This window comes from Alloacidobacterium dinghuense, assembly GCF_014274465.1.
GTDB classification, from domain to species: Bacteria; Acidobacteriota; Terriglobia; order Terriglobales; family Acidobacteriaceae; genus Alloacidobacterium; species Alloacidobacterium dinghuense.
This window is the reverse complement of record NZ_CP060394.1, coordinates 5,239,928-5,260,125: the sequence shown is the minus strand read 5'-3', so window position 1 is coordinate 5,260,125 and position 20,198 is coordinate 5,239,928. Positions and strand designations below refer to the sequence as shown.

Sequence of the window (20,198 nt, the reverse complement as noted above, 5' to 3'; positions counted from 1 at the left end):
GCACTCACCGGCGAAGGCAACCGAGCAAGGACATGTCTGAATAGTCCGCTTTTCGTCCATGTCGGACTTCTAGATTCTCCATGCCAGACAGTTTCAATTGTGACGTATTAAAGACTGCAGGGCTGAACTCGCGTCTGCGTCTCCAGGGTTGAGTTGAAGCACTCGGGTGTACAGCTTCATGGCGAGATCCGGCCTGCCGCTCTTTTGATAAATCGCGGCCAGATTGAAGAGGGGGATTGGATCGTCTGGATTCATTTCGGCCGCGTTGAGGAATTGCCGAACGGCATTATCCGTGTCTCCTGTACGAAACAAGAGAACACCGAGATCGCAGTACGCATCATCGCTGTGCGGTGCAAGAGTGATGGCACGCTTATATTGCGTTTTGGCCGCGTCGATCTTGCCGAGCGCCTGGAGCGCAGTGCCATAGTTCGTGATAGTTTTCACGTCATCGGGCTTGAGTTGAAGCGCCTTCTGAAAAATGCGGGAAGCCTCATTCGCTCTTCCCAAGTTCAGATCCACATTTCCAAGCCCAGCAAGTGCGGGCTCGTAGGACGGCTCCAAACCGACTGCTTTCTTGTATTCACAGCTCGCCCGAGCGAAATCTTTGCGTTCCTCCAGGATGGCACCCAGATCGTAATGCAGCTTGGCACTGCGAGGAGTAGCTTCCAAAGAATGCCGGTAAAGACGCGCAGCATCCGACCAGTCTGCGATTCGTGTTTCCAGCCGATAAATGCCCCACAACCCCCACACGGCGATTAATCCGAGAACGAACGGTCGCCAGCGCACCCGCGATTCTACGCCGATGACGACAATTATCAAGGCTAGGCCCATGGACGCCACGTAGGTGTAACGCTCGGCCATGCCCTGATAGATGAACACGATGCCGCAGAACGGCAACAACCCGAGTCCCATCCATGCAAAGCCAATTCGTAATCTCGGAATCTTACGGCATACAATCATCAATACAGCACAGGCGAGAGCCAGACACAGCCACGCTGCAAGCGCATTTCTGGACCATCCTGGAGGCGGCGTGTCAGTCGATCGCTCCATGCTCATGTGGATTGGAAGAACCATCCAACCGAGATACTTCCAGAAAAACAGCCCAAAGGACGTCATCGTCCCATTTGTTGTAACTCCGGTTGCACCCGCGGCACGTCTCAACCCAAAGTAAAGCAGTATCGTAGTGACCGACAGGCCATAGAGCGTCATGGCTGCTCGACTCTTGCCTTTGCACTTCGTGATTATCAGCAGGAGAGTGAAAGCAACAATCAACACAGCCACTTCATGTGAAAGCAGTGCACAAGATGCAGCCACGCAATAACCGACAAGATATTTCACCGCAGGACGAGATAAATACCGTTCTGCAAACAACGTCCCAAGCAACAGGAAACACGTGGCTAGGCAATACGGACGACCAGAGATCCACGTAACCACTTCCGAATTAACCGGAAGACACATCCAGAGCAGCGACGTAAGTGCCGAAGACAGAGAGGAAAAATGCAGCCGTCGCAAGAGCAGAAATAGAAACAGGCAATTCAGCCAATGCAGCACCATATTCGCGAGATGGAAACCTGCTGGCCTCAGCCCCCAGAGCTTTTCGTCGATGGCCAAGCTTAGCCAGAAGAGAGGACGATAGAAAGACTCGCCGCTTCCGCTTAGATCTGAGGCAAACGATACAGGAGAGTGAAAGTATTTTAGACTCCCGGCTAGGCATGATAGAGATTGGTTCTCTACTATCTGTGGCGCATCGTCATAGGAAGCAAAGCCTGCGGTAATGGCATGTGTATAGAGAACAGTTATCCAAAGAGAACTGGCCAGGACATAGGATGCTATCGGTCGACAAAGGCACCATTGAGCCGCCCGCAGGTAGAGCGATGTAGTCATCATCTATTCCGTCAGGGTGTATGGCAGGATTGATTCACGCAGAGAGCCTACAAACCGCGGCGTTGCGTGAATGCCTTCTCCGGTTGTGGTGGTAGAAGTTAAAGAAATATCTTTCGGTCCTAGTGACTTGAAAGAACCCCACTGCAACTCCGGGTTCTTTGAAGCCATGCCCCAAGGATGCCGCGCGCGGTATCAGGCGAAGGCAACGGGCGGCGCGAACCGACCGCCACCGAATGATCCGCTCGCGCGATCGGTCTCCAAAAAGAACACCATTATGTCGTTTGGGTCGATGCCTGCGTCGCCAAGCTTTTCGACCAGGGCGACAACAAGACCCTTCTTCCTATTGCTGTCAGTCCCTGAAGATACCAGCACGTCGATCATCAACATCTGGTCGGGGCGCGGCTTGGGCAGTGCGGGATAGTACAGATCAACCCTCGCGTCACTTGGTCCCAAGGAAAGAAAACGTTGGAAAAGGTCGTCCTTTGGATATCCGTAGCAATGCTTGCAGCGTAGATGGCTCTGGAAAGGCGGCCTTCCTCGTTGGTTGACCCGTTGGAATTCATCGTCATGGTAAACAAGGGCATAAAATCTCCTCGTTCAAGGATGAGAATCTTGCCGCGGTCTGAAGTCTTGGTTTCCTTTGTTCTCACTGTTCCCCTTTTGATCCCTTTTCTTGCTGCTCGCGGCAAGTTGCCTCGAAGCTAATCAGCGGCGTTGAAGCCGGCGGAATGCGCCTTCTTCAAGAAAGACTCCAAAGAACGGAAGATCGCTCAACGTCTCTTCGAGAAGATGTGAGCTTGTGAACAAACCCAATCCACTGGCCTGTTCAGCTCCTATAGCTGACAGATAGACCGCTTTCGACGGCAAAGCTCTTGACGTGCCTCATGCAGGACCTTCAACGTCGCCTTGGTCACGGCAAAGCCCGGAGCCGGCGCAAAGTTCGGAGGAACCATTAAGAACACGCCAGCGACACCGGTGAACGCTGCCGTGATCGCATCCACGTCGTCGTAGTCTGCCTTGAAAAGCTCCACACTTTATTTCTGCCACTCTGCCGCTTTCTCGGGATTCCTTACGATCCCACTAACCTTCTCGCCCTTGCAAGAAGTGTGCGTGCAACGGCATCGCCGACATTGCCGTGATTCCCATGACTGCGTACATATTGATAGCTCCTCGTTTCTATCGTGGTTGTCTGAAATGATTTGTTGTGAATGTCAGTGCTTCTTCATCGTTCTCGCCGAAGAGCGCAACGTTTCCCGCGCTGCCGAGCGCCTGCTCCTTAGCCAACCTGCCGTCAGTCGCGCCCTGCAGCGTCTTCGTGACATGTTCCACGATGATCTCCTCATACGCGCTGCATCCGGCTACGAACTTACCCCGCAAGGCCAGCGCCTCCTCGGCGAACTCGAAGTCATGCTGCCCAAGCTTGATCGCCTCCTCAGTGGTTCCAACTTCGATCCCGCCACCGAACAGGCCACCTTCCGCATCGCTGTGACAGACAACGCCGCCGCCGTCCTTGCACCTCTTCTTTGTCGCAATGTCTTGCCCGGAGCAAAGAAGGTCCGCATTGACTTCCTGCCCTGGCACAGCGGCGTTTACGACCAGCTTGCGCACGGTAGAATCGATCTCGCCATGGCGGCCAGCATTGTCGACGTCCCGCCACCCCTGCAGAGCCAGATGATTTACAACGAAGATTTTCTTTGCGCCGTGGATGCAAAGAGTCCCTACAAGCACACTCTCACCATCGGCCAGTACATCAAGGCGGAACACATCAGCATTGCCATCCAGTCCGGCATCCAGGTGGTTCCCGATAAGCCTCTCGCCGCTAAAGGTTATAAGCGGAGAATCGCCATGCAACTCCCCTACCACGAGGCGGCCATCCGCTGCGTTCCGGGCACACACTACATTGCCACGGTGCCGCGCCGCTTCGTGGAGGGAGCAACGCCCAATCCCTCCATACGCTTCCTTAAGCCTCCTCCCGAAGTCAGCAGCTTCCGCTATGTCATGACCTGGCACCCACGCGTTAACACCGACGCAGCCCACACTTGGCTCCGCCAAACCATGCGGCAACTAGGTGCTTCCCTATCCCGCTAAGCGCGGTTTTCGGTGAGCGCGTTATCACCAAATCATTCGCCGACAATGAAACGCGATCCACATAGACGTGTAGTCGCCATCTCGTACAGTTGCCGCATCAGTACCGATCAAGACAGAAAGCGTGCTCTGCCGCTTCAGCTCCTCTAGCGTAACGATCTATTCTTTGTCAGACTCAGCGTGAATTCCGTCCCCTCTCGATTCGATTCCTCGACCCAGACACTGCCAACGTGCTCTTCAGCTATCCGGCGTGCCAGCGTGAGCCCCAGGCCTGTTCCATTGGGTTTTCCTGCGGTCACGAACGGATCGAACAACGTCTTCCGGACAGAGGTAGGTATGCCGGGACCATTGTCCGAGATTGTCACGTAGATCCGCTCATCGACTTCCGTAATGAGGACCGTCACCTCAGGCACGTGAGTTGAGCGCGTCGCAGCCTGGCAGGCATTGAGCAGCAGGTTATATATGGCACTTTCAAGATTTCTGGCATCGATGTCTGCTTCCGCCGGCGGGAACTTGCCGCGTGTGATGGACACGTTCCGCCCGTCTGGATGATGTTTCACTGCCGCAACAGCTTTCTCAACAACCAAGGAAACGCGCTCTCGGACAAAGGAGTTATTACGTCCGCTCCTGCTGAAATGCAGTAGTGAGTCAATGCGCTCCGTCATATCGAGCACTGCTTCTTGAATTTCGAGCAGCAGATTAGCCCGCCCGTTCGCGCATGTATCGTGGTGCTCGAGGAACTCGGCGTTCGCATAGATCACCGTGAGCGAGTGGCGCATATCGTGGGTTATCGAGCATGCCATCCTGCCGATTACCGACATCCTCTCTGCCTCTATCATTTGGCTTTGTGCACGCCGTTGCGACCCGTTTCGCACATCCAGACCAACACCCTTATCAAAGATGAGAATATTGCCGCGGTCTGAACTCTTTGGTTTCCTAAGGAGTGTCTTCACTGTTCCCCCTTGTAACCCTGTTCTTGTTGCTCGCGGCAATTTGCCTCGAAGCTAATTGCCCTGCGGTGAAGACAACTGTTGAAAGGTGTCTTCGTCAAGATAACGACCCGATTGGGAGGCGGGAGCTATCGGGTAGTGGTTCTTTTGCATTCGGTTTTCGAATTCGGCGCCTTCCTGTCCAGCCGGTTCGGACGGAAGAATCTGCGCAAGTGCCTCGAGCCTCATCAGTGCCGTCGTTCCCCTGTTGGCCTAGATCAAGACCGTTCCACTATCGACAACGACTGTCTGCCCAGTGCTGAATCCTTCCTGTCCAACGATCAGAGACTATTCGACGTGACGAGCGAAGTCAGAACCGCCTCTAGGGTCGTGCGCTCTTTGCGAGAGTTTGCCTCGCCAGATTCAAAGTCGATCCATCCTTCGTTGAAGCCGTCAATCATTCGAATCCTCGGCATGGGATTCCTCATGCCCCGCGAGCGAAACAGTGTTTCCCATTGGTCGCGTGGAACTGCTTCCGCCCGCACCGGACGCTCCAGCGCAGCGCTAAACCCCGCAGCAATATCATTCGCGGAGTAGCGCTTCGGACCTTCGAGTTCAATAACACGGACTCCCGTCCATGTTTCATCAAGTAGTTTTGCCGCCGTTCGCGCGATGTCCCCGGTGGCAACCATCGGGATCCGGTGATCGAGTGGTTGCAGAAAGGTGGGGATCACGCCCTTGCGCGCCGCTTCCACATCCCACGCCGCGTTCTCCATGAACCAGGCCGCACGCAATAATGCAATCGGGGCCGAGGTGGTGCGCAGCATCTCTTCCGTGATTTTGGAGTTGTTCAGAAGGTTGGGCTCCGCAATCTGGGCTCCCACCGTGGAGAGAAACACGATCTTCTCCGGCCGGGCAGTTTCGATGGCATGCCGGATGGCTTTGGCTGCCTCGTGCGTCTGAGGAAACCCCGGATCAGGATCGTAGTCTGGAGGCGTCATCAGGAAGACTCCCTCGACGTCCTGAAAGGCTTTGGTGAAACCCGCTGCATCCTCAACGCTGGCGATTGCGATATCACAGCCTTGAGCGGACCAGGGCCGTCCCTTCTCGGCATCCCGCACAACTGCTCGCACCTTGTGCCCCTGTGCCAGGAGACTGCGCGCTACCGCTCCGCCTACCTTGCCTGTCACTCCAGTAATCGCAAACATGATCGACCTCTCTTAAGAATGTTGTTGACCTGGAGATCTGATGTCATATTCGATTGCAGCGATTTGAGCATGAGTGTCATATTAGAAATGACGAAATGCATGAATCAGAATCTCGATGAGCGAGCCGTGAACGGGCTAGGCGTCCTTGCCGCGATTGTGCGATGCGGCAGTTTTGCCAGTGCAGGCAAAGCGCTGAACATGTCGCAGTCAGGGGTGAGCCGGTCCATTGCGCGGCTCGAAGCTCGCCTGGGACTACGATTGTTCGAGCGAACCACACGCTCCGTCTCTATGACGGATGAAGGGCGACGGTTATACGAGCAGATCGGCCCGTTGCTGACTGGCCTCGAAGAGGCTGTGGCATCGGTGATGGAAGGACGAGCACTGGTGCGGGGCAGACTGCGCGTGCAAATGCATCGCACGTTTGCACATTTCCTGGAAGGAGCACGGCTCAGGGCGTTTCTTGAAAGCCACCCAGAACTAGAACTCGAACTGATAACTCGTGATCAACTCGGCGATCTGGTGAGCGAGGGCTTCGACGTTGCCATTCATGTCGGAAACCCGCCGGTTTCGAGCCTGGTTGTGAGAAAGCTCTGGACCACGCGCATTGTGACCGTCGCTGCTCCCTCTTACTTCAAACGACACAAGCATCCAGCAACGCCGCAGGAGCTCGTGACGGACAGACATATCCTGATTGATTATCGCGACCCCGAGACTGGGCGTCCGTTCGAATGGGAATTCCATCGTGGCCGAAGAATCGTAAAAGTTCCCACCAATGGTCACATCATCGTCAGTGACATCATCACCATGCACAATCTCTGCCTGGCAGGCTATGGAATCGTTCAGGTGATGGAAAATGCGGTGTCGCGGTTGTTGAATCAGGGGAAGCTGATTGACCTGTTCCCGGATTGGCAGGATGAGCGCTTTCCTCTCTACGCCGTCTACCCATCGCGGAAACATTTGCCAGCAAAAACCCGCGCATTTCTGGATTTTGTTCTCTCATTACCTTCGTCCATTGCGGCCAACGCTCAGGATTAGCTGACAGTCCGAAAAGGTAAACAATGATCCCCCTCAACTCCATCGCAGCCACCATCTCGTGCGTGCGCTGCAATTTGTTGTAGACCACCCACAGCACAGAAGGTTCGTGGGGCGCCACTAAATACTCTGCGACGCGCAGCTATATAAACGAGCCCGTGCTTCATCCGGAAGGGCTGTCAGTGCTTCTCACACCTAGGCGTCACTGACTGCATGCTCAAGTTCCTCTGCCGCTCCCGCGCTTGGGAACCACCTTCAAACCTTGCAACCGGTCGACAGCCTCGCCAACAGTTCCTGCCACTCATCTTCCTTCCACTCACCACATTGTGCTGTCGGAGAATTCGCGCCGACTACCATGCCCGTCTCGCGACTGAATTGGGATGGGCCTATCCGCTCAGCTGTAGCTGGATCGAAGCTGTCCGTTGTCTTGTAGGAGTCAACCCACGCTCCATCGATCCAATTCAGAGGAGTGCCAGGCAAAGCGGGGATAAGATGGCTGGCGATGACCTTCATGACTTGATTCTCCTTAGTAAGGTGAAGAGGTGTGAACCGTTCGCGACGTACCGAGGTGACAGAGCTCCGACATCGCGCTAGTAAGAATGTTCAGCGGCCGGAGCTCCAATCGTTCTTCAATAAAGATCGCCGGCGCTCGGATCTATCTGAATGTCGATCAAGGTCGGGCTCTCTCTTTGAAGTGCATCTTGCAGTGCGCCGTAGATATCGCCTGACCGAGTGACCTCGACTCCGACCGCCCCAAATCCGCGAGCGACATCCACGTATGAGATCCCCGGTAGGCGGATGCCAGGAGGTTCGCTGTTCCCCAAGAGTTGGCTGAAAGATTTCATTGCGCCGTAGCCGTGGTTGTTCAGGACACTCATGACCATGGGAAGCTTCTCCTGTACGGCGGTCCAAAGAGCTTGGATGGAGTACATGGCCGAGCCGTCCCCGATGAGGCAGACCACGGGCTGTTTTTCGGCGAGCGCGACACCAACAGCCGCCGGCAGCCCCCAGCCCAATCCTCCGCTGGCCATCGTGTAAAAGCCTTTGGGCCGGAGTATCGGAAGATGTTTCTGCATTGCTGGCCGGTGTGAGGGTGCCTCCTCGACGACGATGATGTCGCGACCCACGGCGCGCGCAATCTCCTGCATTGCGAATTCGGGTTGTATTGGGTCTTGTGCCGCGACGGGAACGATACGACGAGTAATCTGCGGCTCTTTGCGAGAGGACTTCGGCAGGCGTTGAAGTAATGCTTGCAGCGCAGGGACCATGGAACTCACGATCGTATTCGTCGCCTGGCTCCGCGCCGCGGAGAGAGGATTATCAGTTATCTGAAAGATTCTCGGCTGCTTCATAGGCGTCTCTGCCAAGCACGATACGCAGAGGAGGTTGGTCGTCGAGTGCCAACTGAAGGAGGATGGAAGCCGCTTTCGTCGGATCCCCGGGCTGCTTTCCGGCAAAATTGCGCTGGAATCTCACAACATTTCCTACCGTGGCGTCGTACTCAGGGCGGCCACCCGTCAGCGTGGTTGACGAGCCTGCAAAATCTGTCCGGAACCCCCCGGCTCCACAATTGTCACGCGAATCCCGAGTGGGCCAACTTCTTTTGCTAGTGATTCCGAGAAGCCTTCCATCCCGAACTTAGCCGCTGCATAAGGCCCGCGACCTATTGGTCCAATCCGGCCGCCAATCGATGAGATTTGAAAGATTCTCCCCGCCTTGCGCTCGCGGAAGTAGGGCAGGACAGCCTTCGTCATAATGATGACGCCAAACAGGTTCGTTTCAATTTGTTCTCGGAACTCCTGCAGCGGTGTCTCTTCGATAGGGGCTACATTTGCCGTAGCCGGCATTGTTGACGAGCACATCCAGCCCGCCAAAGGAATCAATCGTCGTTTGCACCACACGGGAGGCCAGGTCCTCATCAGTGACATCGAGTTGAAGCGGAAGAACCCGGTCTCCGAACTGTCCCTTAAGAGATTGCAGACTTCCGATATGGCGTGCGGTAGCAGCTACTCGATGGCCAGACCGCAGAGCAGCTTCAACGAATGCACGGCCGAGTCCACGAGAACTGCCGGTAACGAGCCATACCTGAGACATTGATACTCCAATCCAATCCTGATATTTGTCGTGGTAACTGTTTCTAAGATGCTAGCCAAAGATCGATTGACATGGCGCCGCATCCTCTAACGATGGCTATCAAGAGCAGCGAGAGGAGCATGACGTGATACTCAATCCCTTCCCCGTTCTTTTCGCCAAACCAATTCATTGCCCATCCATCGGGCAAATGCACTATAAGGGCACCAGTAAAGATTATGAACAGACCACCAGCCGCGATTCTGCCCAAAAAGCCTGCTATTAGCGCAATGCTTCCAAAAGACTGTCCGACGATGATCAGCCATGCAATGCTTTTCGGAATCCTGCGAGAATCTAGGTCTTTCAGAGTGCCGTCGAGTCCTGGCCCCCCAAACCATCCGAAGAGTTTCTGCATTCCGTATGGAAAGATGATGAGTCCAGCAATAATGCTCAGAAAGGTCAAGGCGTAGTCTGGATCTGTGTGAAGTATTTTTTCTATCATCGACTGCTTGACTCCGATTTCCTATGGTCCGCAAGTAAGCGCCACTGATAAGTAGTTCATCGAGCCTCAGTCCAGACCGCCCGAGGAGCATTGGGAAACCACCAGCTTGGATTCTCGCGGAGTGCACAGTTACTTGGCGGGAAGAAGAAGCGGCGCACCTTTATTCTTCACAAAGAAAACAAGGAACTTTGCGGGTTTCGACTTACTGGCGTTGCGACCTACGATGTGTACGTCCTGTGGGCCCTCGTAGAAGGTTTGGCCTGGGCGAAGCGTTACTTCCTTGCCACCTCTGACTTGCATCACAACCGACCCTTCGAGAACGTAGACGAAGACATGGGCATTATGACGGTGGATCGCGTCCGTCGCACCTGGTGGGTAGTCGACCGTAATCATCAGGCCTTCCTTGCCAGGAATTCCTGTCAAGTCCTTCGACAGAAGCGGCGTTACCTTTGGTTCTTGGGCCACAAGTGTTCCAGTCAGAAGAATTGAAACCATGAGTATGCGTTTGATCATTTTGATGCCACCTTGCTACGCATTCCTGGCTGGTAGGCTCCTGGTACCGATCGAAATGAAATCGCGAGACGGTTCCAACCGTTGATGGTGATGACAGCCAGTGTGAGATTTACGAGTTCCTCATCCTAGAAACTCTGCTTCGCTAACTCATATATGTCATCCGGCACATGGCACTCCGTAATCAGGGTCAGAGCCTCGGTCCATGCTAGAGCAGCGCGCTCTCGTGCGGTGAAGAATGGTGTCTCTCTCCATGCGTTAAGCGCATACAAACGCTGTTCCGTCTCGCCTTCGCTGCGGGCATCTTTGGAGTGGATATCAATACAATAGGCACATCCATTGATCTGCGAGGCGCGCATCTTCACGAGTTCGACAAGCGATGGTTCGAGTTTGGATGCTTTTCGAATAAACGTCTCCAAACCGACCATGGCCGCGTAAGCCGCTGGAGACTCTTGCTGAGCATTAAGGCGTGCTTCCATAGTGTGTTCCTTTCTTTTTGCGTTCCCCGAGGGGAGCGATTGGGTTAGTCGTTGACCCAATTTAGGCGCCGTGGCTTGAAGGTTGAGCAATCTCTTCGCCTGTGGCAGTGAGCACCAGAGAGTTTTGTGCCGTAGTAAACCGCACCCTTCCTCTAAATGGCGGGCCGTGTTTTTCCGGAATGTTCTGGTCTGGAGTTGCTCCTACAGATTTATAGTTGAGCCGCCTGAGCACTGAAGCTGGACTGGTTTGTAATGCGTCGGGCTGCCAAGGCGATCGGTAAGCCAACGAATAAAGCGTGCCCGAGAACCCCGTTCAGCAAGAGCGGCAAAGACAAGGGTGATTTCACGACTGCTGTGTGCGGTAGTACGACAAGGTTCATAACAATGAATACCGCAACGCCGTAGATCGTGCCCCACATTACCGCCTCCCTGTTTAGCATGGGCAGAAACCGGCTTGCTCCCGCGTAGATGGCGGCGACCGCGAAGGCCAGGAAAAAATGGGCGAGGAGACCAACCAAGGCGCCGGAAATTCCCTTTTGAAAAGCGGCCGCTCCATAAAGGCCGCTGGCAATAAATTGCAGAACTTGGATCGGGTTGAAGCCTGCCGCGAAGTAATAGGCCGCGAAGCCGTCGGCCGCATCGAGTATTCCAGCAATGAGTTCACCATAAAATATCGCGGCACCTCGGTTGATCGGTTGCGATTTAGACATAATCATCTCCATGCTTCATTTCCGGCACTCGTCTCGGTGACGGGTGAGTTTAAGATTTTGGGCTCCGGGCGCCATCCGGATCGTTACCGACACGATGTCTCTTCGAGTAGCGATGACCGCCGCATCTGCTTCATCGACGGACCGGTGCAGATCGTCGTTGAGGCATCCGGCTTCTAGCCGGGTGGGCTCCGACCAAGCGGCTAGAGCCGCGTCCAGTGCCTCACTCTGGCCACCCGAGCGCGGAATAAAGCGAAATTTGTGACCAGTGACACCGAGTATCCCTCCCCGCTCACGCTGCTAATAGGCGAATGACGGGTTTGATTGTGACCCCTTTTTCACTGTCTTGCGCAGCTTGATTGATTTGATCGAGGCTGTAAAACTTCATCAGTTTCTCGAACGGGAAGCGCCCCTGCGCGTTGAGTTCGATGAGCTGCGGGATAAAAATGTCAGGAACGCTCTCACCCTCAAGAATGCCGCGTATCCCTTTGCCTTGTATCATCAGGGTGTTCACGTCAAAGCTCACCTCTGTGCCTAGCGGCTCTGCTCCGACGATTCCGCACGTGCCGAGAGATCCGAGTGCTTCTATCGCCTGATGCAACACACTGGGGTTCCCAGAGGTCTCCAGCGAGTAATCGACTCCGCCACCAGTAATATCTCGGATCGCCTCGACCGGATTTGTCTGTTTACTGTTAATAGCATGCGTCGCGCCCAGTTCCTTTGCCATTTCCAGACGCGAGGGCACGATGTCTATGGCGACGATGGTTGTTGCCCCAACAGCCCGTGCTGCCATGATCGCAGAGTACCCAACTGCGCCCGCGCCGAAGGAAGCGAAACTTGTACCCGGTCTCACATTCAGTGCATTCATTACGGCGCCGGCTCCGGTCTGAATACCGCATCCGAGCGGACCGAGGCGTTCGAGCGGTACGTCACTGCTGACCTTGACCACGTTGCGTTCATTGGCGAGTGCGTACGTGGCAAAGGACGATTGCCCGAAAAAGTGATCGTGAACTTTCTCTCCCTGGCCGTCGAGTGTAGCAGTGCTGCCGTCCAACCGTGCTCCACCGAAGCAGAGTGGGAACGTCTTCTCGCAATGTGCCATCCTTCCCAAGCGACAAGGCTTACAACGTCCGCATGTCAAGAAGGTGAGCACCACGGAATCGCCGGGCGCGACTTTGAGAACGTCAGCGCCTACGCTCTCAACGATTCCAGCACCTTCGTGTCCGAGCACGATTGGATGTGGCACCGGGTAGCTCTGGTCACGTGCAACCATATCTGTGTGGCACAAGCCGGTGGCTACGACCCTGACTAAGACTTCGTCTCGGCGCGGAGCGTCCAAAGTTAGGGTTTCGATGCTAAAAGGGCCGCCTTTCTCTCGCGCGACGGCAGCTCTAATCTGGGTTGTATTTTTGCTCATCGAATTTTTCTCCTCGGTTGAGACTCTGTAGTAGCGACCTACGCTACTTTTCACGCGACCGAGCACAGCACACTTGTGACTTTCAGGATGCGGTACGATCTCGTCGCGTTCATGAATGATTGGAAGAAGACCCCATCAGGCGCGGTCTTCTCACTTGATTGGCAGCTCACAGTAAGCCCTATGACTTAAAGAATCCGAGAAGTTCTCGCACAACGGCCTCGGGTTGGTCCTCGGGGACATAGTGGCTACTGGAGTTGACCTTTGCGACACGCACGTCTGAAGCCTGTGTCGGAAGAAGCTCGCGCAGATAAGGATAATTACGTTCACCGGCCAAGGCTAGAACTGGCGTTGCTATCTGGCCGTAGTGTTTGGCGTCAATGATGTCCTGTCCAAACGTCTGATACCAGCCGTTTCCAGCGCGGATCGCATCCGGCTGCGAGTACGCCGCGGCGTAGATCGCACGATCACGCTCCGAGATCGCAGCGGGATTTCGCAGTTGAGAATCGAAGAGCCAGTCGATCAGTAACCTAAACTTCCCAGCCAGCAGTTGTTGCGGAAGGTCCGGCAGTTGATTGAAAGCGAACCACCAGAGATAGACCGGATGGATTGATTCCCCGGTTCCGCGGACCGCATGCCCGGGTGGAGGGAGCAGCGACATTGTGTAGAGACTCTCTTCGGGGTGCGCAACGTCGATCAGGCAAATTTTGACCGTCGCATCTGGATAGTTAGCAGCGAAGCTGTAGGCGACCATTGCTCCGATATCGTGTCCGGCGATGTTGACCTGCTTGTACCCGAGCGCTTGGGTCAGCTCGTGAATATCCTTGGCCATGTTCTTCTTGTCGTAGCCCAAGGCCGGTTTAGCAGAACCTCCCATCCCGCGAAGATCAACCGCGATGACGCGGTGGCGCTTCGCCAGTTCCGGCATGATCTTATGGAACTGCCACCAAGTCTGGGGCCAGCCCGGCAGCAGGAGCACGGGCGTGCCTTTGCCACCCTCGACATAGTGGATGCGGGTGCCGTTCACTTCGCCATAGCCGTTCCTGAAATCACCGGAAAGTGAAGCGGCCAGTGCTGCATCCGAAGTATCTACCATGTTCTGTGATCCGCGTTCTGTACGGACTTGGCTGCTCATTTGTTATCTCCTATTTACCTTCGGACTGTACCGAAGAAATTGCTTCTCGGCGCGTGACGACGAATCATTTCACCAGGTCAACGTCGAGTGTGGGTTGGTATTCGGCGCGTACCGTTGTTCAGGCAGCCTGCCAGATCACTTTTGGGTTGGTAAGTTCCAGTGCGCCGGGAGCGCCAAGTTCGCGCCCATACCCTGAAGCCTTGAAGCCTCCGAACGGTGCGCGGGGATCGGTGCGGGTGAAGTCATTGATAAATACCATTCCAGACTCGATCTCGCCAGCAACCCGGCGGGCCTTGACGAGATCGCGGCTCCAGACTGCCGCGCTGAGACCGAAGTCAGTGATGTTGGCGAGGTGAATCGCCTCGTCCTCGGTCTTGAAGGGGAAAATCATAGCCACGGGACCAAAGAATTCTTCCTTGGCTATCGCGGCATCGGGCGGCAGCCCCACAAGCACCGTCGCCGGGTAGAAATTGCCGGGGCCGTCGGGGATCTCACCGCCAGTGAGAATGCGTGCTCCAGCCTTTACCGCGTCGAGCACCTGGCGATGGAGGTTCTTGCGGGCACCGGAGCTGGCCAGTGGGCCGAGCTTGACGCCATCCTTCATGGGATCGCCCATGGGCAGCGCCTTGGATTGTTCGACAAAAGCCTTGGTGAAGTCGTCAAACAGAGACTCCGCCACTAAGAAGCGCTTGGCGCAAATGCAACCCTCACTATTGTTGAAGTAGCGCGATGCCACGCCGTTCTCTACGGCCTTCGCAAGATCGGCGTCCTCCAGAACGATGAATGGATCGGAACCGCCGAGTTCCAGCACCACTCTCTTGCCGACTCGGGCCGCTTCCTCCGCAACGGCGCGGCCGGCGCGGACGCTGCCGGTGACGGTGGCGGCCCGCACCCGTGGATCGGCGATGACGGCCGCACACGCCTCAACCGGGATCGCAAGGTTCACATAGAGTCCTTCGGGGCCACCGGCGTCGCGCACCAGGGTCTCCAGCGCCTCGGCGCAGCCTTGCACTGTTTCGGCATGCTTGATGATCGCGGTATTGCCGACAAGGGCTGTGGTGTTGAAGAAACGCAGCACCTGCCAGAAGGGTACGTTCCACGGCTGAACGGAGAAGATCGGCCCTATCGATTCATAGATGATCTGTGCCGGTATGCCGGGGACGGGCTGTGGCTTGAGATAAGCCTCCCCCATTTCGGCGAGGTGGCGGGCGTCCCAGGCGCATTTCTTGATCTCGAAAATGGAGTCAGCCAGCGGCTTGCCCATCTCGGCGGTGATCAGGCGGGCATAGGTCTCGACCCGTTCTTCCAGCAGCTCGGCGAGCCGAGTGAGAAAGGCGATTCGCTCGTGCAATGGGGTGCGGGACCAGTGCCGCCAGCCGTCCCAAGCGGACTGCAAGCGTACCTCGATTTCTGCCTTGTTGTGCTCCGGATAAGTGCCAAGAAGTTCACCCGTCGCCGGATTATGTGATTCGAAGTTCATTGAAGTCTCCCTGCCACTCTCTGTGGCATATTCAGTTTTGTTTGCATGAAAGTTGTAGTTACAAAAATAGAGATCGACTTGCCAAGCGGCAGGGGGCGATCAGATCACCTTGAAATAGCCCTCATCGTTCAGGATGTGCCGGGGCCAATCCTGCTTCGTTGAAGTAAGCTTTCTGATTTTCTCGATGAACGCGGGGTCTTGGTTGTCACCCCGATAAACGGTCATATCCTCGGCCAGCCAGGCAGGAAGAGCAGCGAACCGATGCACCGTTTGTGTCTCTAGATACCAGGTAATATGGACGAGCGCGCCACTCTCCTCGTACCAGACAGTGGTCTCGACTCCCGGAGCTACCCGCTGGTAGTAGAAGTGCTGGATGGCATGGCGTCCAGCGTGTGGCCCCTCTTTCAGGGTGTAGTCGACGATGTCGGGCCCAACGATGGCAGGTTCGAAGACCCAGCCATTGGCAAAGTGCCAGCTTAGTCGTGCACCAAGGATGCTAGTGAGCATATTAGTTAATTCCTTTCGAGACGCGGCAGCGAGTGTTGGTCGCCGTCATGTGTGTTTCTATGGCTTTGATGAATCTCGGCGATTGTCAGCACTGACATATATCCCTTAAAATCTGCCAGTTCGTTATGCGACCATCCACATCGCGCCACATCGTCTTTACTGCCTACGAAGGTGTCTCGTTGCTCGATCTATCAGGACCGCTGGAGGCTTTCCGGGTGGCTGCTGAGTTCGCTCTGAAAGAGGGCCGTACGAGCTACGAATGCACGGTGGTGTCCTCCCGCGGTGGCCCGGTAAGAACTGTCAATGGCGTGGAACTGAATGTGAAGTCTATGCGCAGCATCGGCAATAAACCGATTGATACGCTCGTCGTGCCGGGCGGCTTCCTTGTAGAAGATGTGACTCGCGATCGCGCTCTCATGCTCTGGATCAGGAAGGTCGCTCCAAGGTGCAGGCGGGTGTGTTCCGTGTGCATTGGTAGTTTTCTATTGGCTGCGGCGGGAGTTCTCGACGGACGCCGCGCGGCCACACACTGGAGGCATGCGTCGTTGCTCGCTAGCCGCCACTCTAACGTCACCGTGGAGCCCGATGCGATTTTCGTTCACGACGGCACCGTGTGGACTTCTGCCGGCGCAACTTCAGGAATCGATTTGGCGCTGGCTTTGATTGAACAGGATGCAGGCAGAGAAGTCGCAATTCAGGTGGCGCGCTTCCTCGTGGTGTATCTAAAGCGAGCGGGCGGCCAATCGCAGTACAGCGCATTGCTCGATGCGCAGGCCCACTCCGACTCTGACCGTTTCAATGAGCTTGAACAATGGATCACAGAGCACCTGAAGAGCGATCTTCGCGTTGAGGCGCTGGCCGATCACGTCCACATGAGCCCTCGCAACTTCGCGCGAATCTACGCTCAGACGCGTGGCCGCTCCCCCGCGAAGGCAGTGGAGGCCATTCGCCTAGATGCTGCACGACGACGGCTTGAGGAGACTACTGATCGAGTCGAGACCATCGCTGGAGATTGTGGCTTCAGTGGCGAAGAGCAAATGCGATTGGCGTTCATTCGAACTTTGGGCGTTCCGCCGCGCGATTATCGAAAGCGCTTCGCTTCTACTCAATCGTGATTGACTTGCTCGGTGGAGCAGAGAATTATTCAACAGATTCGGCTCGGTTACGTGCGCTCCGACAGTGGAGAGGAAGACGATCTTCCAGGGCCGTGCCGACTCGATGGCGTGCCGGATCGTTGTCGTGATGGCTTAGTTCACAACATCCGTCGATGGCCCGGACTCCGCGAGTCGAGCGAAAACAGCGAGAACAAGGCGATCGCAGCGCGCGCCCATGAACGGGAATGCATTTTTACCGCTCTCCCCAACACGTTCGAAAAGCCAGCCGCGCATCATCGCGCGCCCCCTGTGCAGGCGAACCTTTACGTTCTCTTCGGTCAGATCGAGCGCGGCGGCTGTTTCTGAAGTGCTCAGCTCTTCAATATCGCGCAGCATGACCACAGCCCGATACTGCTCAGGAAGGCCGAGCACCGCTTCCTCCAATAGCTGGCCGACTTCCGCAACCGAAGCCCTTTGTTCCGGATCAAGCGAAGTATCGGCCATATCCATAATCCCTTCCCCGTTTTCCTCATCTTCAAGTTGCTGATTGCGGTTGCGCTGGCGTAGCCGTCGCAGCGCTTCGTGCACCGCGATGCGTGTCAGCCAGGCAGAAAATGGAGCTTCTCCGGCAAACTGGTCGAGATGTTGGTATGCCCGTACATAGGCATCCTGCATCACATCTTCCGCCTCTGCATCGTCACGCAGAATGGCAAGCGCCACGCGGTAGAGCCGCTGATTGTAGCGGCGCATGATGATCTCGTACAAAGCGATGTCGCCGGCCTTTACTCGATCGACGACCTCCTCGTCTGTCCAGCTTTCGGATCGTGCTCTCTCGAACGTTCCAATGGTTGTCATGTGAACGACCTGTAGATAAAGAGTCGCGCCGATCCAAAAGGTTACAAGCCCAGAATGATTGTGCCGATCGATGCGCCGCGCCGACGACCATGCGTCTGCCTGGCGCAGGATTTCTGAATACTCTACGGCGCGTGTAACCAATTGTCTGCTCGCCACTCCTTTTTAGTAGAGGGTTAGAAAATGACAGACTTCGATAAGCGTCTCAATGTAGCCTGGTGGGCTCTGAAAATCGCCCTGGGGGTGGGACCCGTTGTCGCCGGCATCGATAAGTACTTCAATAAGCTCACTGATTGGAGCATGTACCTGAGTCCACTGGCAACAAAGGTCATACCGGTCAGCCCTGCAACCTTTATGCATGCGGTCGGCATCGTCGAAATCGTCGCCGGGCTCATCGTACTAAGCAGCAAAACTAGGGTTGGCAGTTACATCGTGATGGCTTGGCTTCTCGCCATCGCCGTGAACCTATGCACCACAGGCATGTTTTATGACCTTGCTGTGCGTGATGTGGAAATTGCCATCGGGGCTTTTGCTCTTTCCCAGCTCACAGCTGTGCGCGAGCAGTACGCGACAGCAACGCTAAGTGCGAAAGCCGCGCCGGACTCAGCCCTTGCTCACACTCACTGAGTAAGACATCAACAACTCAAACGGAGGATCCATGAAAAAACTCACTTCGCTTCTCCTGCTGCTTGGGCTTAGTGCACTTCCTGCACTCGCGGCGCCGCAAACTTTTGAGAACGTATCTGTCGTGGACGTCAACTGCTCCAAGAAGGCAGCTGCCAACCCCGATGCTCACACCCGCGACTGTGCTCTCAAGTGCGAGGGGAGCGGCTTCGGCATCGTCACGAGTGACCAGAAATTCTTGAAGTTCGATGCCGCAGGAAACGAACAGATTTTGGCAGCCCTCAAAGCGTCCAATAAAACCGATCATCTCCGCGTTAATGTCAGCGGGGACGTCGACGGCGATACGCTGAAGGTTTCCTCAATCAAGCTGTTGTAAGCCTCAGGTTCAACCTACTTGTGCATCGGACTCTCGGAATGCCGGTGCACAAGCTTCTGACCACCGGCTGGACCTGCAGCAAGATGCAGGCAGGGGAAATCGAAAATTAATGAATGCACTCATGTGTGCAATCAGCTGGAGGTGACACTATGAAAGCAACGCAAACCCTGCACAATCTCGGTCAGAGCCTTTGGCTCGACAACATCACCTTCTGAATAACGGCACTTTGAGGAAATACGTAGACGAATTTTCGGTTACCGGGCTCACTTCCAACCCGACCATCTTCGAACATGCGATTTCTAAAAGCGCCGCCTACGACGAGGACATCGCCAGCTTCGCTGAGCGAGAGATACACGAGGAGCAGATCTTCTTCGAACTTGCCCTGCAGGACTTGCGAAGGGCGGCAGATCTATTCCTGCCTGCGCACACGCGCACCAACGGCGTTGACGGGTTCGTTTCGCTGGAAGTCTCGCCGCGACTGGCATACGACACGCAAGGATCGATCGCCTCCGCCAAAGAATTGCACGCCAAAGGCAACCGTCCGAATTTGTTCATTAAGATTCCGGGCACGAAGGAAGGAAATCCAGCCATTGAAGAGTCGATCTTCTCCGGCGTTCCCATCAATGTGACTCTGCTGTTTTCTGTCGATCAATACGTGGCGTCCGCGGAAGCGTACATGCGTGGTATCGAAAGACGAATCGATGCAGGTCATTCTCCGAATGTTCGGTCGGTGGCGTCGGTGTTCCTGAGCCGCTGGGACAAGGCAACGATGGATAAGGTGCCAGGCGAGCTGCGAAACAAGCTGGGCATCGCCGTTGGCCAACAGGTGTACAAAGCATATCGAGACATTCTGGACTGCGATCGGTGGCAAAGACTGGCGAACTTTGGGGCCCAGCCGCAACGTCTTCTCTTTGCGAGCACTGGCACGAAGGATCCGAAGGAGTCCGATATTCTCTATATTTCAGCGCTGGCAGCTCCGAACACGATCGATACCATGCCGGAGGAAACCTTGCTAGCGTTCCAAGAACACGGGGCAGTGAACGGGTCTCTGCCGCGTGATGGTGGGGACTTGCAGACGGTTCTCGACGGTTTTCAAAAAGCGGGTATCGACCTTACGAAGCTGGCTGCCGATTTGCAATCGGACGGCGCGAAGTCTTTCGACAAGTCGTGGGACAGTTTGCTGAAGACGATTCAGTTGAAGAGCGAGAGCCTACAGGCAAAATAAAGATACAGCTCTCAAGTCCTCATCCCAACGGATGAGGGACTCGCTTCTAAAAGTTGGCGCGTGTGGGAAGATCCGATTTCTGCGC

At 55.5% G+C, this 20,198-nt stretch carries 24 protein-coding genes and 1 pseudogene; 6 read left to right on the top strand and 19 right to left on the bottom strand.

The window, feature by feature from the left end; all coding sequences use genetic code 11:
- Nucleotides 1-93 precede the first annotated feature (93 nt).
- From H7849_RS22025 to H7849_RS22015, 3 genes and pseudogenes are all read right to left on the bottom strand, one after another.
- Nucleotides 94-1,275 carry a tetratricopeptide repeat protein gene (locus H7849_RS22025; protein WP_222439720.1) on the bottom strand — a complete coding sequence of 394 codons (1,182 nt, stop codon included), beginning with the start codon at nt 1,273-1,275 and terminating at the stop codon, nt 94-96.
- A gap of 801 nt (nt 1,276-2,076) precedes the next feature.
- A pseudogene (locus H7849_RS22020) lies at nt 2,077-2,349 on the bottom strand (tautomerase family protein); the annotation flags it as partial.
- Nucleotides 2,350-2,717: 368 nt separating this feature from the next.
- A complete protein-coding gene (locus tag H7849_RS22015; protein WP_186742562.1) occupies nt 2,718-2,915 on the bottom strand; it encodes an SDR family oxidoreductase in 198 nt (65 codons plus the stop codon).
- A gap of 163 nt (nt 2,916-3,078) precedes the next feature.
- Here H7849_RS22015 and H7849_RS22010 point away from each other — a divergent pair, with 163 nt between their 5' ends.
- Nucleotides 3,079-3,972: a LysR family transcriptional regulator gene (locus H7849_RS22010; RefSeq protein ID WP_186742560.1), complete on the top strand. Its 894-nt coding sequence runs from the start codon at nt 3,079-3,081 to the stop codon at nt 3,970-3,972.
- 143 nt (nt 3,973-4,115) lie between these two features.
- Here H7849_RS22010 and H7849_RS22005 read toward each other — a convergent pair whose 3' ends face one another.
- Both H7849_RS22005 and H7849_RS22000 read right to left on the bottom strand, forming a co-directional pair.
- A complete protein-coding gene (locus tag H7849_RS22005) occupies nt 4,116-4,922 on the bottom strand; it encodes a sensor histidine kinase (protein WP_251106403.1) in 807 nt (268 codons plus the stop codon).
- A gap of 317 nt (nt 4,923-5,239) precedes the next feature.
- Nucleotides 5,240-6,106: an NmrA family NAD(P)-binding protein gene (locus H7849_RS22000; RefSeq protein ID WP_186742559.1), complete on the bottom strand. Its 867-nt coding sequence runs from the start codon at nt 6,104-6,106 to the stop codon at nt 5,240-5,242.
- A 99-nt stretch (nt 6,107-6,205) separates the two neighbouring features.
- Here H7849_RS22000 and H7849_RS21995 point away from each other — a divergent pair, with 99 nt between their 5' ends.
- Nucleotides 6,206-7,141 carry a LysR family transcriptional regulator gene (locus tag H7849_RS21995; protein WP_186742557.1) on the top strand — a complete coding sequence of 312 codons (936 nt, stop codon included), beginning with the start codon at nt 6,206-6,208 and terminating at the stop codon, nt 7,139-7,141.
- Between the two features lie 252 nt (nt 7,142-7,393).
- Here the strand turns inward: H7849_RS21995 and H7849_RS21990 are convergent, their stop codons facing one another.
- The 13 genes from H7849_RS21990 to H7849_RS21940 all read right to left on the bottom strand — a co-directional run bounded on the left by H7849_RS21990 (nt 7,394) and on the right by H7849_RS21940 (nt 15,942).
- Nucleotides 7,394-7,651, bottom strand: a complete 258-nt coding sequence (locus H7849_RS21990; protein WP_186742556.1) for a hypothetical protein — start codon at nt 7,649-7,651, stop codon at nt 7,394-7,396.
- 116 nt (nt 7,652-7,767) lie between these two features.
- Nucleotides 7,768-8,490: a thiamine pyrophosphate-dependent enzyme gene (locus H7849_RS21985; protein ID WP_186742555.1), complete on the bottom strand. Its 723-nt coding sequence runs from the start codon at nt 8,488-8,490 to the stop codon at nt 7,768-7,770.
- A complete protein-coding gene (locus H7849_RS26595) occupies nt 8,459-8,614 on the bottom strand; it encodes a hypothetical protein (RefSeq protein ID WP_222439719.1) in 156 nt (51 codons plus the stop codon). The genes H7849_RS21985 and H7849_RS26595 overlap by 32 nt, the downstream gene beginning before the upstream one ends.
- Nucleotides 8,615-8,655: 41 nt before the next feature.
- The gene (locus tag H7849_RS26590; RefSeq protein WP_222439718.1) at nt 8,656-8,985 is read right to left on the bottom strand and encodes an SDR family NAD(P)-dependent oxidoreductase; all 330 of its coding nucleotides are present in this window, start codon (nt 8,983-8,985) and stop codon (nt 8,656-8,658) included.
- Nucleotides 8,918-9,232, bottom strand: a complete 315-nt coding sequence (locus H7849_RS27640) for an SDR family NAD(P)-dependent oxidoreductase (protein ID WP_222439717.1) — start codon at nt 9,230-9,232, stop codon at nt 8,918-8,920. Before H7849_RS27640 ends, H7849_RS26590 begins: the two co-directional genes overlap by 68 nt.
- Before the next feature lie 43 nt (nt 9,233-9,275).
- Nucleotides 9,276-9,710 (bottom strand): DoxX family protein, encoded by a 435-nt coding sequence (locus tag H7849_RS21975; protein WP_186742554.1) that lies wholly within the window; start codon nt 9,708-9,710, stop codon nt 9,276-9,278.
- Between the two features lie 129 nt (nt 9,711-9,839).
- Nucleotides 9,840-10,223 carry a cupin domain-containing protein gene (locus H7849_RS21970; RefSeq protein WP_186742553.1) on the bottom strand — a complete coding sequence of 128 codons (384 nt, stop codon included), beginning with the start codon at nt 10,221-10,223 and terminating at the stop codon, nt 9,840-9,842.
- Nucleotides 10,224-10,348: 125 nt separating this feature from the next.
- Nucleotides 10,349-10,699, bottom strand: coding sequence for a carboxymuconolactone decarboxylase family protein (locus tag H7849_RS21965; protein WP_251106402.1), 351 nt, complete (start codon nt 10,697-10,699; stop codon nt 10,349-10,351).
- A 209-nt stretch (nt 10,700-10,908) separates the two neighbouring features.
- Complete coding sequence (locus H7849_RS21960) at nt 10,909-11,421, bottom strand: hypothetical protein (RefSeq protein ID WP_186742552.1); 513 nt, start codon at nt 11,419-11,421, stop codon at nt 10,909-10,911.
- Between the two features lie 277 nt (nt 11,422-11,698).
- Nucleotides 11,699-12,823, bottom strand: coding sequence for an NAD(P)-dependent alcohol dehydrogenase (locus tag H7849_RS21955; protein WP_186742551.1), 1,125 nt, complete (start codon nt 12,821-12,823; stop codon nt 11,699-11,701).
- 178 nt (nt 12,824-13,001) lie between these two features.
- On the bottom strand, nt 13,002-13,955 hold the full coding sequence (locus H7849_RS21950; protein WP_186742550.1) for an alpha/beta fold hydrolase: 954 nt from the start codon (nt 13,953-13,955) through the stop codon (nt 13,002-13,004).
- 118 nt (nt 13,956-14,073) lie between these two features.
- Nucleotides 14,074-15,435, bottom strand: coding sequence for an NAD-dependent succinate-semialdehyde dehydrogenase (locus H7849_RS21945; protein ID WP_186742549.1), 1,362 nt, complete (start codon nt 15,433-15,435; stop codon nt 14,074-14,076).
- Nucleotides 15,436-15,534: 99 nt separating this feature from the next.
- Complete coding sequence (locus tag H7849_RS21940) at nt 15,535-15,942, bottom strand: phenolic acid decarboxylase (protein WP_186742548.1); 408 nt, start codon at nt 15,940-15,942, stop codon at nt 15,535-15,537.
- 125 nt (nt 15,943-16,067) lie between these two features.
- On the opposite strand from H7849_RS21940, the gene H7849_RS21935 reads away from it, so the two are divergent.
- Nucleotides 16,068-17,057, top strand: a complete 990-nt coding sequence (locus H7849_RS21935; protein ID WP_186742546.1) for a GlxA family transcriptional regulator — start codon at nt 16,068-16,070, stop codon at nt 17,055-17,057.
- A gap of 132 nt (nt 17,058-17,189) precedes the next feature.
- On the opposite strand, the gene H7849_RS21930 is transcribed toward H7849_RS21935, so the two are convergent.
- On the bottom strand, nt 17,190-18,032 hold the full coding sequence (locus tag H7849_RS21930; protein WP_251106401.1) for an RNA polymerase sigma factor: 843 nt from the start codon (nt 18,030-18,032) through the stop codon (nt 17,190-17,192).
- 39 nt (nt 18,033-18,071) lie between these two features.
- Here H7849_RS21930 and H7849_RS21925 point away from each other — a divergent pair, with 39 nt between their 5' ends.
- The 3 genes from H7849_RS21925 to tal all read left to right on the top strand — a co-directional run bounded on the left by H7849_RS21925 (nt 18,072) and on the right by tal (nt 20,113).
- Nucleotides 18,072-18,515 (top strand): hypothetical protein, encoded by a 444-nt coding sequence (locus H7849_RS21925; protein ID WP_186742544.1) that lies wholly within the window; start codon nt 18,072-18,074, stop codon nt 18,513-18,515.
- A gap of 31 nt (nt 18,516-18,546) precedes the next feature.
- Nucleotides 18,547-18,888, top strand: coding sequence for a head GIN domain-containing protein (locus H7849_RS21920; RefSeq protein WP_186742542.1), 342 nt, complete (start codon nt 18,547-18,549; stop codon nt 18,886-18,888).
- Nucleotides 18,889-19,114: 226 nt separating this feature from the next.
- Complete coding sequence (tal, locus tag H7849_RS21915; RefSeq protein ID WP_222439716.1) at nt 19,115-20,113, top strand: transaldolase; 999 nt, start codon at nt 19,115-19,117, stop codon at nt 20,111-20,113.
- Nucleotides 20,114-20,198: the final 85 nt, after the last annotated feature.

Bases quoted from the DNA above. Each gene is read 5' to 3' on its own strand.
- H7849_RS22000 (WP_186742559.1), bottom strand. From the start codon at position 6,106: ATGTTTGCGATTACTGGAGTGACAGGCAAGGTAGGCGGAGCGGTAGCG.
- H7849_RS21970 (WP_186742553.1), bottom strand. From the start codon at position 10,223: ATGATCAAACGCATACTCATGGTTTCAATTCTTCTGACTGGAACACTT.
- H7849_RS21920 (WP_186742542.1), top strand. From the start codon at position 18,547: ATGAAAAAACTCACTTCGCTTCTCCTGCTGCTTGGGCTTAGTGCACTT.
- H7849_RS21955 (WP_186742551.1), bottom strand. From the start codon at position 12,823: ATGAGCAAAAATACAACCCAGATTAGAGCTGCCGTCGCGCGAGAGAAA.
- H7849_RS21950 (WP_186742550.1), bottom strand. From the start codon at position 13,955: ATGAGCAGCCAAGTCCGTACAGAACGCGGATCACAGAACATGGTAGAT.
- H7849_RS26590 (WP_222439718.1), bottom strand. From the start codon at position 8,985: ATGCCGGCTACGGCAAATGTAGCCCCTATCGAAGAGACACCGCTGCAG.
- H7849_RS27640 (WP_222439717.1), bottom strand. From the start codon at position 9,232: ATGTCTCAGGTATGGCTCGTTACCGGCAGTTCTCGTGGACTCGGCCGT.
- H7849_RS21965 (WP_251106402.1), bottom strand. From the start codon at position 10,699: ATGGAAGCACGCCTTAATGCTCAGCAAGAGTCTCCAGCGGCTTACGCG.
- H7849_RS21960 (WP_186742552.1), bottom strand. From the start codon at position 11,421: ATGGAGATGATTATGTCTAAATCGCAACCGATCAACCGAGGTGCCGCG.
- H7849_RS21925 (WP_186742544.1), top strand. From the start codon at position 18,072: ATGACAGACTTCGATAAGCGTCTCAATGTAGCCTGGTGGGCTCTGAAA.
- H7849_RS21985 (WP_186742555.1), bottom strand. From the start codon at position 8,490: ATGAAGCAGCCGAGAATCTTTCAGATAACTGATAATCCTCTCTCCGCG.
- H7849_RS22010 (WP_186742560.1), top strand. From the start codon at position 3,079: ATGATTTGTTGTGAATGTCAGTGCTTCTTCATCGTTCTCGCCGAAGAG.
- H7849_RS21995 (WP_186742557.1), top strand. From the start codon at position 6,206: ATGAATCAGAATCTCGATGAGCGAGCCGTGAACGGGCTAGGCGTCCTT.
- H7849_RS21935 (WP_186742546.1), top strand. From the start codon at position 16,068: ATGCGACCATCCACATCGCGCCACATCGTCTTTACTGCCTACGAAGGT.
- H7849_RS21945 (WP_186742549.1), bottom strand. From the start codon at position 15,435: ATGAACTTCGAATCACATAATCCGGCGACGGGTGAACTTCTTGGCACT.
- H7849_RS21975 (WP_186742554.1), bottom strand. From the start codon at position 9,710: ATGATAGAAAAAATACTTCACACAGATCCAGACTACGCCTTGACCTTT.
- H7849_RS21990 (WP_186742556.1), bottom strand. From the start codon at position 7,651: ATGAAGGTCATCGCCAGCCATCTTATCCCCGCTTTGCCTGGCACTCCT.
- H7849_RS21940 (WP_186742548.1), bottom strand. From the start codon at position 15,942: ATGCTCACTAGCATCCTTGGTGCACGACTAAGCTGGCACTTTGCCAAT.